Raw genomic sequence first — 14,572 nt, 5'->3', positions numbered from 1 at the left:
AGTCGGCCTGACCCATCGGTCTACTGCTTCAACGCTGATCCGGCAACAAAAAGTTGCCCGGCCCGGCGTCCTCCAGGGTCGGCACTTCGGCTTCGTCCTTGAGGTCGACGCCCGATAGCTGGCGTCGGCAGGCTTCACGCATCAGGTACATCAGGCGAAAGGTCGCCATGCCGTAACTCAGGCCTTCCAGGCGCACGTTGGAAATGCAGTTGCGGTAGGCGTCATTGAGGCCTACCCGCGGCGCGTAGGTGAAGTACAGGCCCAGGCTGTCGGGGGAGCTGAGCCCGGGGCGTTCGCCGATCAGGATCACCGTCATCTTCGCCCCCAGCCGTTCGCCCACTTCGTCCGCCACCGCGACCCGGCCCTGCTCGACCAGGGTGATGGGCGCCAGTTTCCAGCCTTCTTCGCCGAGCTGATCGAGCAGCCTTTCCAGAAACGGCAGGCTGTGGCGGCGCACGGCCAGTGACGACAGGCCATCGGCGATGACGATAGCCAGGTCGTAACCGCAGCCCTTTTCTGCGGCGTAGTTATCCAGCGCGTTGGCGGACTCCTCGTCGAGGCGCCGGCCCAGGTCCGGGCGTTGCAGGTAGATATGCCGATCCGCTGCAGCACTGTGCACCAACAGGGTGTCGAGGCCACGGCCCTGCAGCTCCTCACGCAGGCCCTCATGGTCGAACGGCAGGTGCACGGCGTCACGGGCCTGGGCATGGGCGAACTGGAAATCCAGCTGCGCGGCAGTTGGCAGGCTGGTGCCCGCCCGCCCGAGGGCGATACGGGCCGGGGTCAGTTGCCGCAACTGCTGCCAGGGGTTCTCGGTAGCGGGGGATTTGTCTGACATGACGTCCTCTTAAGCCAGTTGCGCCAGGGCCTGGCGGAACACCGGCGGCAGCTCGTCGCCCATGCGTAGTTGACCGCCTTGCTGCTGGAAGATACCCATGCGCGCCAGCCACTGTTCGAATTCCGGCGCGACATGCAGGCCGAGCACCTTGCGCGCGTAGAGGGCATCGTGGAACGAGGTGGTCTGGTAATTGAGCATCACGTCGTCGGAGCCGGGAATGCCCATGATGAAGTTGATGCCGGCGGTGCCGAGCAGGGTCAGCAGCGTATCCATGTCGTCCTGATCGGCTTCGGCATGGTTGGTGTAGCAGATGTCGCAGCCCATTGGCACGCCGAGCAGCTTGCCGCAGAAGTGATCTTCCAGACCGGCGCGGATGATCTGCTTGCCGTTGTACAGGTACTCGGGGCCGATGAAGCCGACCACGGTGTTGACCAGAAACGGGTTGAAGTGCCGGGCCACGGCATAGGCGCGGGTTTCGCAGGTCTGCTGGTCGACGTCGTGGTTGGCGTTGGCCGAAAGGGCGCTGCCCTGGCCGGTTTCGAAGTACATGAGGTTGTTGCCCAGCGTGCCGCGCTTGAGGCTCAGGCCGGCGTCGTAACCTTCCTGCAGCACCTTGAGGGTGACCCCGAAACTGGCGTTGGCCGCCTCGGTGCCGGCGATCGACTGGAACACCAGATCCAGCGGTGCGCCGCGCTCGATGGCGGCGATGGAGCTGGTGACGTGGGTCAGCACGCAGGACTGGGTGGGGATTTCATAGCGCTGGATGATCGCATCGAGCATGTCCAGCAGGGCGCGGATCGAACTCGCACTGTCGGTGGCCGGGTTGATGCCGATCATCGCATCGCCATTGCCGTAGAGCAGGCCGTCGAGAATGCTGGCGGCGATGCCGGCCGGATCGTCGGTGGGGTGGTTGGGCTGCAGCCGGGTGGACATCCGCCCGCGCAGGCCCACCGTGTTGCGAAAACGCGTCACGACACGGATTTTTTGCGCGACCAGAATCAGATCCTGCACACGCATGATCTTCGAAACCGCTGCCGCCATCTCCGGCGTCAGCCCCGGCGCTAGGGCGCTCAGGCTGGCTTCGTCGGCAGCCTCACCGAGCAGCCAGTCGCGCAGGCCGCCAACCGTGAGGTGGCTAACCGGGGCGAAGGCGGCGGCATCGTGGGTGTCGATGATCAGCCGGGTGACTTCGTCCTTTTCGTAGGGGATCAGCGCTTCCTGCAGGAAATGCTTGAGCGGTACGTTGGCCAGGGCCATCTGTGCCGCGGCGCGTTCGGCGTCGCTTTGCGCGGCGACCTCTGCCAGATAGTCGCCGGAGCGCGCCGGGCTGGCCTTGGCCATCAGCTCGCGCAGGCTGTCGAAGCTCCAGGTCATGTTGCCGATGGTATGAGTGAAGCGAGCCATATCCTTTCTCCCGGGCACCTCTAAAAACTACCTGCGTTGTCATCGCTGCGTTGAAAACAGGCTCGGAATGCTCATTTACAACTCGTAAACTCCGCTTCCTCGCCTGTTTTCGCCTTGCGCTGACTGCCTCGCCTACGTTTTTAGAAGTGCCCTCATTGTCGTGGCCGCCGGAGCGGCCACTTGGGCAAATCAGCGTAGGGAGCGTTCGGCTGCCTGGATGGCGGCGAACTCTTCCTCCGGCGTACCGGACACCAGATGGTGACGGCTGTACAAGGCGAAGTAGGCAATGAACAGAGCGTAGATGATGGCAGCGCCGATCACGACGCGCAGGTCGACCAGGAAGCAGGCCACCAGCGCGACCGCTGCCAGCACCAGAGCCACCGAAGACGTCACCACGCCACCAGGCGTACGGTACGGGCGCGGCATGTCAGGACGACGGGTGCGCAGGGTGATGTGCGCCGCCATCATCAGTACATAGGACACTGTGGCCCCGAATACCGCGACCAGAATCAACAGGTCGCCCTGGCCGGTCAGCGACAGGCCGAAGCCGATGATGCCCGGTACGATCAGAGCCATCACCGGTGCCTTGTTGCGGTTGGTCAGCGACAGGCTACGTGGCAGATAGCCGGCACGCGACAGGGCGAAGATCTGCCGCGAATAGGCGTAGATGATCGAGAAGAAGCTGGCGATCAGGCCGGCCAGGCCCACTAGGTTGACGAACTGGCTCATCCAGGTGGAACCGCCGTAGACCTTGACCAGCGATTCGACCAGCGGGTTGCCCGAAGCCACCAGCGACTGCGCACCGGCAGCGCCAGGGCCGACCAGCAGGATCAGCCCGGCAAACACCAGCAGCACCAGTACGGCGCCGATCAAGCCGCGTGGCAGGTCGCGCTTGGGATCCTTGGTTTCCTCGGCGGCCAGCGGCACGCCTTCTACCGCCAGGAAGAACCAGATGCCGTAGGGCAGCGCGGCCCAGATGCCCAGGTAGCCGAACGGCAGGAAGCTGCTGGCGCCAGTGGCTTCGGTAGCGGGAATATCGAACAGATTGGCGACCTGGAAGTGCGGCACCATGGCCACGATGTACACGCCCAGGGCGATGGCCGCCACGGCGGTGATGACGAACATCAGCTTCAGTGCCTCACCGGCACCGAGGATGTGAATGCCGATGAACACCACGTAAAACACCAGGTAGATGATCCAGCCACCGATGCCGAACAGCGACTCGCAGTAGGCGCCGATGAAGCAGGCGATGGCTGCGGGGGCGATGGCGTATTCGATGAGGATCGCCGTGCCGGTGAGGAAGCCGCCCCACGGGCCGAAGGCGGTACGCGTGAAACCGTAGCCGCCGCCTGCGGTAGGGATCATCGAGGACAGTTCGGCCAGCGAGAAACACATGCACAGGTACATGGTCGCCATCAGCAGCGTGGCGATGAACATGCCGCCCCAGCCGCCTTGCGCCAGGCCGAAGTTCCAGCCGGCGTAGTCGCCGGAAATCACGTAGGCAACGCCGAGGCCGATCAACAGGATCCAGCCGGCAGCGCCTTGCTTCAATTGCCGGTTGGCGAAGTACTCGGCGCCAACGGCTTCGGTTTCCACACCGCTCTGGGAGGGTGTGGAGAGTGTCTCTTTGGACATTTCAGGACTCCTTCACGCCCGCCGCGGTGCGGCGAGCGATGCTTTATGGGTTGGCTATCTATGGCAAATCGGCAGATCAGAAGAAGCCCAGCGGATTGATGTCGTAGCTGATCAGCAGGTTCTTGGTCTGCTGGTAGTGGTCGAGCATCATTTTGTGGGTTTCACGCCCGACCCCGGACTTTTTGTAGCCGCCAAAGGCAGCGTGCGCCGGGTACAGGTGGTAGCAGTTGGTCCATACGCGGCCGGCCTTGATGCCACGGCCCATGCGGTAGGCGCGGTTGATGTCGCGCGTCCACACGCCGGCGCCTAGGCCGAACTCGGTGTCGTTGGCGATGGCCAGGGCCTCGGCTTCATCCTTGAAGGTGGTCACGCCGACCACCGGGCCGAAGATCTCCTCCTGGAATACGCGCATCTTGTTGGTGCCCTTGAGTAGGGTCGGCTGGATGTAATAACCGCTGGCCAGGTCGCCCTCGAGCTTCTCGGTGGCGCCGCCGGCGAGCAGCTCGGCACCTTCCTGCTGGGCGATCTCCAGGTAGCTGAGGATCTTGTCGTACTGCTGCTGCGACGCCTGGGCGCCGACCATGGTTTCGGTATCCAGCGGGTTGCCGCGCTTGATGACCTTGATCTTCTTCATCACCTCGACCATGAACGGCTCGAAAATCGACTCCTGCACCAGCGCGCGGGACGGACAGGTACACACCTCGCCCTGGTTGAAGAAGGCCAGCACCAGGCCTTCGGCGGCCTTCTCGATAAACGCCGGCTCGGCCTGCATGATGTCTTCGAAGAACACGTTCGGCGACTTGCCGCCCAGCTCCACGGTGCTCGGGATGATGTTGGCGGCAGCGCACTTCATGATGTGCGAGCCGACCGGCGTGGAGCCGGTGAAAGCGATCTTGGCGATGCGCGTGCTGGTGGCCAGCGCTTCGCCGGCTTCACGACCATAACCCTGAACGATGTTGAGCACGCCCGGCGGCAGCAGATCGCCGACCAGTTCGGCGAATACGGTGATCGACAGCGGCGTCTGCTCGGCAGGTTTGAGTACCACGCAGTTGCCGGCCGCCAGGGCTGGCGCGAGCTTCCAGGCGGCCATCAGCAGCGGGAAATTCCAGGGGATGATCTGCCCGACCACGCCCAGCGGTTCGTGGAAGTGATAGGAAGCAGTGTGTTCGTTGATCTCCGCTGCGCTGCCTTCCTGGGCGCGGATGCAGCCGGCGAAATAACGGAAGTGGTCGGCGGCCAGCGGCACGTCAGCGTTTAGGGTCTCGCGCACGGCCTTGCCGTTGTCCCAGGTTTCCGCGACGGCGAGCAGTTCGAGGTTGGCTTCGATGCGGTCGGCGATCTTCAGCAGAACCAGCGCACGATCCTGTACCGAGGTCTTGCCCCAGGTATCGGCGGCGGCATGGGCAGCGTCCAGGGCCTTGTCGATGTCCTTGGCGTCGGAACGGGGGAATTCACCGATCACCGAGGCATCCACCGGGCTGGTGTTGGTGAAGTACTGGCCACCGACCGGGGCGACGAATTCGCCACCGATGTAGTTGCCGTAGCGCGGTTTGAGGGTGATGACGGCGCCTGCAGTACCGGGTTTGGCGTAGATCATGACAGTTCTCCCAAGGACGGTTTCTTGTAGTTGTAAGGGGGCGGGTCGCTAGTGCAACCGAAGCGCGCTTGAACTATGAGACGAATTCATGTGGCCGACTTGACGCTAGGCGAGCCTGGCTGTTCTGCAAAGTCAAATTTCGTGAACCGTCGGGAGCGTGTCGTGATCCGGGGCCTAACAAACGTTAAATCCTGGGAAGGCGTGCACGACTGAGCATAAGCCTTACAGGTGGAGGACAGGCGCCAAGCTCTCCGTTGATTCCTAGGTTCCCTAGCTGGTAGCACCGTGCGAGAGATATCAAGCTTGCGCAAAGCTCTTCCACAGGCCTTGGCTCCGAGCCGCCGGCTCGAAAAGTATCTCGCAAGGCCTGAACTCTTATTGCTGCAGCCGCCGGCAAGTTCTCATCCCCAAAGCCCGTCTGGGTTACCGCCCCTAACCCCTTCCCCCTTACCCATACGTTTTACGACTAAGTAGCTGGAGCTTGCCCATAGCTAGCTCGGTTTCAGGGGGAATTATCCCGCATCTACTTCATGGTCAGGTGGATCTCACCTGACCATGAAGTAGATGCGGCTTCACGGTTTCGCATATCTCGCTGAAACGGTACTAGTTAGCAGGCGTGGCCTGTCTGGCTGTGAACCATTGGGGCATTCAAAGCGAATCGGGCTATCAAATCGACTGGGAGAAAGACGGTTAGGTACCTATTGAGCCTGCCCGAAACCTTTAATCCTGTTGGGGGCAGTTGACGGATTACTTATCTGGTCAATGCAAAGGACGGTGTATGAATTTAGTGTGGGCAACTAATGACTTGGTGATTGCTGGGTCTCGATATTCTGGGTTCCCTATTCTCCTGTGGGACACGATGGAGAGCTGTGTCCCGGCCAATCAATTTCTTCGTCACTACCTGCATCGCGGAGCCATCGGCTCTAGGCGCTCGTGGCCCAGCACCGGACGTGCGCTGTACGATTTCTTCAGTTTCCTCCAAGCCCATGATCTGGATTGGCATGACGTTGATCGTGGCGAGGCAAAAAGCCTTGTCGCGGCCTACCGTGACTACTGCTTAGTAGAGTGCAAACTAGCCGTAAGCACCGCTCGCCAGCGCTTGCATTACATATGCAAGTTCTACGAGTACGCACTGAGTCAGGAATGGGTGAAGCGCCTGCCCTTCGGCTTTGAAGAACGCACAGTCAAGCGCGCAACGGGCTTACTAGCTCACGTCGATGCGCGTGGTGGTAAGGCCATCGCAAACGATCTGATGCCTCGAGCCTCAAATACCTTACCCAAGTTCTTGAGCATGGCTGACGTCAAAGCACTCCTGACAGCAGCGAGTAACCCTCATCATCGGATGATGATCCGCTTGGCGCTGCATACGGGTCTGCGTCGAGAGGAGATTGCTTCCTTCCCCCTAGCCTATGTCTTCGATCCTAACAAGGCCGGACGGAACGAGCGCAATCTACTCATCAGAATCGATCCGTTCGATGGCAGCGGCATGACTACAAAAGGCCGCCAGCCTCGAGGAATTTACATCAGCCGGCGCTTCATGGCCGAAATGTACCGCTATGTGACGACTATTCGCGGCGAGCGAGCCTCGCCAAGCGGGACCGAGAAAAAGGAACTTTTTCTCGGTCAGTTTGGGGAGCCCTATAGCGACAACGGCAAAAGTATCAACCGCATCATCAGCGGCGTCGGCAAGCGGGCGGGAATCAAAGTCCATACCCATATGCTTAGGCATACCTACGCCACTCATACACTTGTAAACCTTCAGCGAAGCCCCGGTAGCGGAATCGAACCTCTGATGTTTGTTCAGCGTCAGCTCGGCCACCGCAGCATTCAGACGACCATGGTTTACCTGCATCTGGTCAACGAAATGGCCGATAAAGCAGTGCTGGCATATGACGAGGAGCTTAACAACCTGGCGGTTATCGACTGATGTCCAAGCGAAAGGTATTCACCAAAACCGATCTCCGAATTGCGCAGGTGGAGCACAGCCATGACGCCGCAGGCAATGTGGTGATACTGCCCGATGCCATTCCACCGACGAACACCAGAGTAGATTTCGTACGGAACATTTCTAATGCTCGAACGTTCGACTTCGCCCCCTGGTACGGCACCGGCATCGACTCCTTCACCTACGCGTGCCAGAAACAGGTCGAACGCCTAATTGCCGGCCAGGATGGTGCCGTCTCGACCAGAACGGTGATTAGCTACTGCCATGGTGGTTTGCGGCATTTCTTAAACTACAGCGCGCTGCAGGCCAAGTCCTTCGGTCGAGACTTGGCTTTAAACGATATAAACAGAGACTTGATCGACGGTTACCTTGGTTACCTGGCCGGGCTGGGCATCTCAACCAGCAGCCAGAAGACGTCGTACTCACAAACCAAGCCAGTGCTGCTCTCCCTAGGGAGACGCCTTTTGTTCCACCTCACTACCGCAGGCGATGCCACCACCTTCCCGCGAAACCCATTCCCTAACATCAACCGTAAGTTTAAGGGCGAGACCGCGCTGACCAAACTTGAGCGGCGGGCTGTCACCAAAGCACTACGGAAGGCCATAGAGCCAATCTGGGCTGAGGATCGGGCTGTGACCAGTGCGTTACTAGCTTACGCGCTACTGGTCGTAGCATTGCATACCGGACGTAATCTAACGCCACTGCTGGAAATGACCCGCAATTGCCTGCGCCCTCATCCTAAGGAAAACATGGTTTTCCTTATTCTATGGAAACGGCGAGGACGCAATACCAGCAAGGTGGCACTGCGGGCGGAGTCGGATATCGAGCGTCTACTTGAGTCCACTCCTACCATTCAAATCAGCGTCGAGCGCCTGATCCGCCGCGTGCAGGCGTTGACAGAGCAGCTTCATCACGACGCGCCGGACGACCTAAAGGGCCGTCTATGGCTGTATCGAACCGACGGCTGCAAGGAATTTGGGTACGTCACGGCGATAACAACACAGACACTGTGCTGGGCCGTCCGGCAACTGGTGGCAGAGCATGGACTGACTGGTAGCGATGGGCAGCCTTTGCGACTCAATGTCTCGCGCCTGCGCAAAACCTTCGCCAACCGAATCTTCGAACTGACTGACGGCGATCTAGCAATCACCGCTGCGGCTCTGGGTAACTCCCCACAGGTGGCGGACCGCAACTACCTCGCGCCCGGGGAGGATGCCCGCCGCAACTGGCAGTTCATGGGTGAGCTGCTGGTACAGGAGCTGTTAACCAATACCATCGGCGCGACATATAAGGACACCCCCACAGGCAGGTGCGCAGATCCTATAAATGGACAATTCGCCCCAAAGCGCGAGGGCGCAACCTGCATGAATTTCATGAACTGCCTGCGTTGCACGCACTACGCGGTAACCGCCGAAGATCTGCACAAGCTATTCAGCTTTTACTTCCGCGTGCTTGCCGAGCGATCACGCATGGACAAGCGGCAATGGGCGCGGGGGTATGCCCATATCCCCCGCCTGATTGACCATTACATTATTGCCGAAGGCCTTCGGCGCGGCACCTTCAAGAGAGCTGCCGTTGCGGCAGCCCGCGAACACGCGCGCATCGCCCCTCACCCATTTTGGTCAGTCGATGTCGTCGATAGCCTGGAGGTCTTTGGATGAGCGACAAAGATGCCACAGCGCAGCAATGGCCACTCCTGACTGGCCAGCCTCAAGATGTGCGTGGGATGTCAAAATCAGAACGCGACGCGCTGATAATAAAAGCTGTGCAGGTCGATGGACGTTGGGTCATCGTCAGTAGTTACGGCGACGACACCTGGCAACTCGGCGGCTTCTCCAGCAATATTCCAGCAAACACGAAACGACTGGACTTCGGTACGCTACCCCAGGCGTTTCGGGTAGTGATGAAAGCCATCATCTATCGGTATTTGCGCCGCGGGCGTAGTGGCGCGAGTCGGCCAAAAGGCAGGCAGCTGCAAGAGACCTTTACCTGTGCGAGGCCGTTCCTACGGCACCTCGAAGCACTCAATCTCAGTAGTCTCAGCGCGGTGACCCCCCTCGCCTGTGCGACCTATATAGATGCATGCAAGGCGCACCGGCAGATGTATCGATCAAAGGGCAAGCCCCTGTCGCAGGCGGGGCTCAGAAACCGCTTCAAGGCCGTCGAAGCGCTCTATGAGCTAAGTCAATACACCGACGACTCAATGCCACTGCATCCTTGGGATGAGACTTCCTCGTCAGCGCTAGCGGGGATGACAGGCTACGGCTCTCCTCGCAGGCACGGCGCAGCCACGCCCCTGATCCCCGATGAGGATTTCTGCACCTTGTTCGATCGGGCATACCAGCATGTGAAGGAGGGCCCACAATTGCTCGACTTACGGGACGAGCTAGGTGCCATTGCGACGCAGCGTAAGAATCGGAGTAGCTCAGGTGTCGTTTGGGCGAAGAACAGGTACCTGGCCACATTTGGTTGGAGGGGTGGCCTGAGGACATTCAACGCCACGGTGAACGACCTGCGCACGGCCTGTTACATCGTCCTCGCGAGCACCTCAGGATGTCGTAACCACGAACTGGCTAACCTGCAATTGGGGGCACACCGCCGTACTCAGGACGATGACGGAACCGTGTACCACTGGATGCGCTCGCGGTCGGACAAGACGGATGCAGGTATCCATGATTGGATGATACCCGAGGTGGCTGTGCGTGCTTTGCGTCTGATGGAGAGATGGGCTGCGCCATATCAGGCAATTATCGCCGCCGAAGTCGTTAAGCGGCAACGCACCAACCCTCATGATCCAGAGATCGCGGAGGCGTACAAGCATCAGCATGCCCTCTTTCTCCGCTTAGATACCAAGGGGGGCAGGCAGGCACGGACACTTCCCGGCTGGTCTTGGAACGTTAACCTTAAGGCATATGCCAAGGATTGTGGGTTGACTTGGAATCTCGCTAGCCACCAGTTCCGCCGTAAGTTCGCGAACTATGCGGCACACAGCAGATTCGGCGACCTGCGTTACCTCAAAGAACACTACGTGCACTGGACGCTGGATATGACTCTGGGCTACGCGATGGATGAATCTTGGGGACAACATCTGGACACCGAACTGTTTACGGACATTCAGACTGAGCTGGTGGATATCAAGCTCGGCGTCGTCGATGGGTGGGTCGGTGATGCCCCCCTGGCCGGAGGATATGGCGAAGCGCTCAAAACATGGCAGCGGGAACCGCAGAACCTGCTTATCTTCAAAGACCGCGCATCCATGTTGAAGTCCATTGCGGAGAGCACTGCGATTCGCAGCAACGGCCATGCTTGGTGTACGGCAGACAACGACGGCTGCGTTGGCAACACTCTGGAGCGCACTCGATGCGGGGGTTGTAACAATGCCGTGATTGGGCGTGGTCACACGACCATCTATCAACAACTCCACGATGATCTGAAAGGGCTGGCAAATTGCACGGACATTGGAGAGGGCGGCCGCAAACGTGTTGAGCGTGACCTAAATCGGTGCCGTGAAGTACTAATCCAGCTAGGCATGGATTCGGGAGCATTGAGCGCATGAAGCCAAGAGATAAACCAAAAAACTACAAGCCTGCGGAGGATCGGGAGAAGGATCTGCGGCTCGCGCTCTATCGGATTCAGAAGGGACGTGCTTACACAGCGGAAACCAAGGTCACCATCACAGCAGTTGCCCGCGAGGCTGGCATATCAGCATCGCTGATCCACAATCACTATCCAAGAATTGCGGAGGCAATACGCGAGGTCCAAGGTAGCTCCAGTCGCACGATGCGCGACTTAAAGCAACAGAAGCTCATTGCCGAGCGCAAGAAATCGTCAGAGTACCGCCAGACTATTGAAGACTTGCGCGCTCAAGTGGCGCAACTCGCTTCGATTAACGAGGTTCTTTTGAATGAGAACGCCGTTTTGAAGGCCAAGTCGAGCAGCACTAATGTAGTCCAATTCTGCTCTAGCTCGCCTCCACAATAATTGCCAGAACGTGCGAGAGCATCAGGCTCCGATTCGAAGTTATCATTGATTAGGCAGTTAAGTGAGCTCCACTATTGAGCTGGTATAATTAATTCTACCTCGAACCACATATCGCGACTCAACCGTAAGTTTTGCCCCGGCATTGAATATGGCATTAGTAACTATAAATAGGCGTGGCGGCGTTGAACCCATGAACAATCTTGCGACAACAGACTCGCCACTCTTAAACAATTGCTTTTCAATTTCGGCATTGAAAACCAGACGCTCGAAAATATTGCTATGCCTTTGATACGCGGCGACGGTGGCTTTCAGCTCAACTTTTTTCGGGGCGTAGCCTCTTTCGTCTAACCATAAGTCAAACCCCTTATCTCCTACCCTTTTTCCCCGAAACTCATAATTAGGGTGCCTAAATTCGGTCAGCAAGTAAAGTTTTGCTCTATCTTCGATTGCACGAGTCATCTTTGCTCTTCTTCTCTTGATCACCTTCTTCGCAGGATGGTGGTTGTTTTGTGTTTATCACAGCCTCTCCAAAATAACAGATCTTGGACTGCTCAGATTTTCGAGATTCCCAAGGCGCAGTGCTGCATATGCTTGGATTGTCGCGCAGATACTCAGAATCACATGATGTGAAGAAAGGGCACCGCATCTTGACTGGCTGTTTTATCTTGTCCATTCTGAATCGCCCCTAACTTCGCAGACACCCGACGACCGCTTTTGGCCCAGAGTGTGTAAAAACACTTTCGTGATTTGGGGGCCGCAGCCCAGCGCTCCTGGACGAGGCGATTGCCCAAGCATTTGCCACGATCAGCACCGGTAACGTTCCAGAGCGCTTATAAAGCGCGTTAGCGCCTCCTGGGACAGCGAAAGGCGGGGCTTTTACGCCGCCATCGCCTTCAACAAGCCTTCTGTGCCGATGATTTTCATAACCCGTTTCATGTTGTAGGCGAGCACATTCAGGCTCATCTCCGCGCTGACCCCGACGAGCCTACGAGTCAAGAAATGCGTCGAACCCATCCATTGTTTGAGCGTCCCGAAGGGATGTTCAACAGTCCGTTTTCGAACCTGCATCATCTCCGGCGCTTGGTTCAACCGGCGTTGCATTTCCTCCAGCACAGCTTCATGTTCCCAGCGCTTTACTCGACGATTTGTGCTTGGAGTGCACTGGGTTTTCAGCCTGCAACTCTGGCATTTTGAACTCCAGTAGCAGTGCATATTCATGCCCTTCTCAACGCTGGAGAAACGCCAGATAAGTGCCTCTCCCGCTGGGCAGGTGTATTCGTTTTTCGTCGTGTCATACACGAAGGAATCTTTGTTGAATCGGCCATCAGCCTTGGCGTTTGAAGTCATTGGCTTAGGCACGTAGGCGGTGATGTTTGCGTCGTGACAGGCCAGGATTTCTTCACCTTTGAAGTAGCCTCGGTCAGCAACTGCCGATAACGTTTCTGAGCCGATGGCTTCACGAGCCTGCTTCGCCATTGAACTGAGTTGGTCACGGTCGGAACCGCTGTTAGTGACCTCGTGAGCAACGATCAAATGGTGCTGCGTATCGACCGCCGTCTGCACGTTGTAGCCGACGATTCCGTTGCCGCGCGTCATCATCGAACGGGCATCGGGGTCGGTCAGTGAGACCTGTTTGTCAGGCGAATCGTTGAGCTGAGATTCGATCACCTTAAGCTCTTTCATTTGAGTTTTGAGATTTTCGATTTTCTCCTCCAGGCGCGTAGCGTCTGGTTCCGTGGCGGTTGGCACCTTCCGATCAGCCGCATCAAGTGCGGCCAGGTAACGGCTGATGCTCGACTCAATTTCTTCCATCCGGCGCTTCAGTTTGGCGCTGGTGAAGTTGCGGTCACGGTTGTTCACTGCCTTGAACTTGCTGCCGTCGATGGCGACCAGGTTTTCTCCAAAAAGCCCCAACTGCTGGCAGAGCACAACGAACTGACGGCAGACACCACGAATGGCTTTGCTGTTGTCTTTTCGGAAGTTGGCGATGGTCTTGAAGTCGGGCATCAAGCGCCCGGTTAACCACATCAGCTCGACGTTGCGTTGCGCTTCTCGCTCAAGACGCCGGCTCGATTGAATGCGGTTTAGGTAACCGTAGATATAGATCTTCAGCAGGATCGCGGGGTGATATGCGGGTCTGCCGGTTTCGGCTGGAATGACGCCATCAAAACCTAGCGAAGCCAGGTCAAGTTCATCGACGAAGACATCAACTACGCGCACCGGGTTGGTATCGCTGACGTAGTCGTCGAGGCTTTCGGGAAGTAAGGTGCTTTGACCTCGGTGTTCACCCTGAATAAACCGCTTCATGGGTTTCCCTTGCGATGAGATTCTCGGAAATCATAGCAAGGGCTTGTCCGGACGTTTTTACACACTCTGGACCGAAAGCAGCCGATGTTAACTCTTACTTGCCACTGTCGATTGGTTCGAGCTTGGGTTGCAGGCTTGTCTTACGTAATATCTTGCCATCAGATACACGTATTTTATAAAGCGCAGCATCCCTTAGCAGGAAGGTTAAATCAGGGGTGGCCAGGACGATACTGCCGGTCATAAAGCCACTGTCCGTACTGACCTCTTGCTCGACCTCTAGCCCTAGTAATTGACTCTCCTCAATGCCCAATGACTTCGCAGCCAAATTCAGAGCCGCTTGCTTCCCGGGGTTATAAGCTACCCAATAGGGACCTGTTATCACAAAAAAGAAAATAATCGAGATTACCCATACCAACAGGAACTGGGGGAGCGAATGCATATTCCGCTTAAGACGAATTACAATCACCATTACTGGCAGCGTAATGATGGAGCACACGGCAGATACAGCAACTTGACCTGAAAGCGTCATGTTCAAGAAGCCTATGTATCCAAAAGAGAGCATGTCGGAGAGTGAAAAGCTTACCTCTGTTCTGCTGACACCAAATTGCTGCAGCATTCCGACATAACGCATGTACCCCAGCACTACCAATGCTGTATTGACCACCGCCACCATCACAGCTGCAATCTTGAAAAATTGATCGAGGGTGATCATGAAACTGTCAGCAGCCTTCCCCCCGTCAGAGCTCGTCAGTGAAGCCGATGCAGCGACGGGCAATACTATCGGTGGACTAACCAGTTCCACACGAATGGTCTTATCCTTGGTCCAAAACATTTTAATTGTCCTTTGAAGCCAGTAGATTTTCCC

11 protein-coding genes are annotated in these 14,572 nt (G+C 57.7%); 4 read left to right on the top strand and 7 right to left on the bottom strand.

Features of this window, described 5'->3' with window-relative positions; genetic code table 11:
• Positions 1 to 28: 28 nt before the first annotated feature.
• The 4 genes from eutC to exaC form a co-directional block, all read right to left on the bottom strand.
• Positions 29 to 838: an ethanolamine ammonia-lyase subunit EutC gene (gene eutC, locus ACZ3GY_RS15085; RefSeq protein ID WP_465910818.1), complete on the bottom strand. Its 810-nt coding sequence runs from the start codon at positions 836 to 838 to the stop codon at positions 29 to 31.
• 9 nt (positions 839 to 847) lie between these two features.
• A complete protein-coding gene (locus tag ACZ3GY_RS15080) occupies positions 848 to 2,242 on the bottom strand; it encodes an ethanolamine ammonia-lyase subunit EutB (protein ID WP_465910817.1) in 1,395 nt (464 codons plus the stop codon).
• A gap of 189 nt (positions 2,243 to 2,431) precedes the next feature.
• Positions 2,432 to 3,877 carry an ethanolamine permease gene (gene eat, locus ACZ3GY_RS15075; protein WP_463565882.1) on the bottom strand — a complete coding sequence of 482 codons (1,446 nt, stop codon included), beginning with the start codon at positions 3,875 to 3,877 and terminating at the stop codon, positions 2,432 to 2,434.
• Positions 3,878 to 3,953: 76 nt separating this feature from the next.
• Complete coding sequence (gene exaC, locus ACZ3GY_RS15070; RefSeq protein WP_465910816.1) at positions 3,954 to 5,474, bottom strand: acetaldehyde dehydrogenase ExaC; 1,521 nt, start codon at positions 5,472 to 5,474, stop codon at positions 3,954 to 3,956.
• A gap of 778 nt (positions 5,475 to 6,252) precedes the next feature.
• Here exaC and ACZ3GY_RS15065 point away from each other — a divergent pair.
• From ACZ3GY_RS15065 to ACZ3GY_RS15050, 4 genes are read left to right on the top strand one after another with little or no spacing between them, the layout of a single operon-like run.
• Positions 6,253 to 7,401: a tyrosine-type recombinase/integrase gene (locus ACZ3GY_RS15065; protein WP_465910814.1), complete on the top strand. Its 1,149-nt coding sequence runs from the start codon at positions 6,253 to 6,255 to the stop codon at positions 7,399 to 7,401.
• A complete protein-coding gene (locus tag ACZ3GY_RS15060; protein WP_465910812.1) occupies positions 7,401 to 9,080 on the top strand; it encodes a hypothetical protein in 1,680 nt (559 codons plus the stop codon). Before ACZ3GY_RS15065 ends, ACZ3GY_RS15060 begins: the two co-directional genes overlap by 1 nt.
• Positions 9,077 to 10,975 (top strand): site-specific integrase, encoded by a 1,899-nt coding sequence (locus ACZ3GY_RS15055; protein WP_465910811.1) that lies wholly within the window; start codon positions 9,077 to 9,079, stop codon positions 10,973 to 10,975. The genes ACZ3GY_RS15060 and ACZ3GY_RS15055 overlap by 4 nt, the downstream gene beginning before the upstream one ends.
• The gene (locus tag ACZ3GY_RS15050) at positions 10,972 to 11,400 is read left to right on the top strand and encodes a TetR family transcriptional regulator (RefSeq protein ID WP_465910810.1); all 429 of its coding nucleotides are present in this window, start codon (positions 10,972 to 10,974) and stop codon (positions 11,398 to 11,400) included. Before ACZ3GY_RS15055 ends, ACZ3GY_RS15050 begins: the two co-directional genes overlap by 4 nt.
• A 57-nt stretch (positions 11,401 to 11,457) precedes the next feature.
• On the opposite strand, the gene ACZ3GY_RS15045 is transcribed toward ACZ3GY_RS15050, so the two are convergent.
• The 3 genes from ACZ3GY_RS15045 to ACZ3GY_RS15035 all read right to left on the bottom strand — a co-directional run bounded on the left by ACZ3GY_RS15045 (position 11,458) and on the right by ACZ3GY_RS15035 (position 14,539).
• The gene (locus tag ACZ3GY_RS15045; protein WP_465910808.1) at positions 11,458 to 11,859 is read right to left on the bottom strand and encodes a hypothetical protein; all 402 of its coding nucleotides are present in this window, start codon (positions 11,857 to 11,859) and stop codon (positions 11,458 to 11,460) included.
• A gap of 417 nt (positions 11,860 to 12,276) precedes the next feature.
• On the bottom strand, positions 12,277 to 13,707 hold the full coding sequence (locus ACZ3GY_RS15040) for an IS1182 family transposase (protein ID WP_465910807.1): 1,431 nt from the start codon (positions 13,705 to 13,707) through the stop codon (positions 12,277 to 12,279).
• Positions 13,708 to 13,801: 94 nt separating this feature from the next.
• Complete coding sequence (locus ACZ3GY_RS15035; RefSeq protein ID WP_465910805.1) at positions 13,802 to 14,539, bottom strand: hypothetical protein; 738 nt, start codon at positions 14,537 to 14,539, stop codon at positions 13,802 to 13,804.
• Between the last annotated feature and the right edge of the window lie 33 nt (positions 14,540 to 14,572).

The sequence above is a fragment of the Pseudomonas sp. PME37.24/006 genome (genome assembly GCF_055556635.1).
The sequence above is the reverse complement of the archived record's forward strand: the minus strand, read 5'-3'. Positions and strand labels throughout refer to the sequence as shown.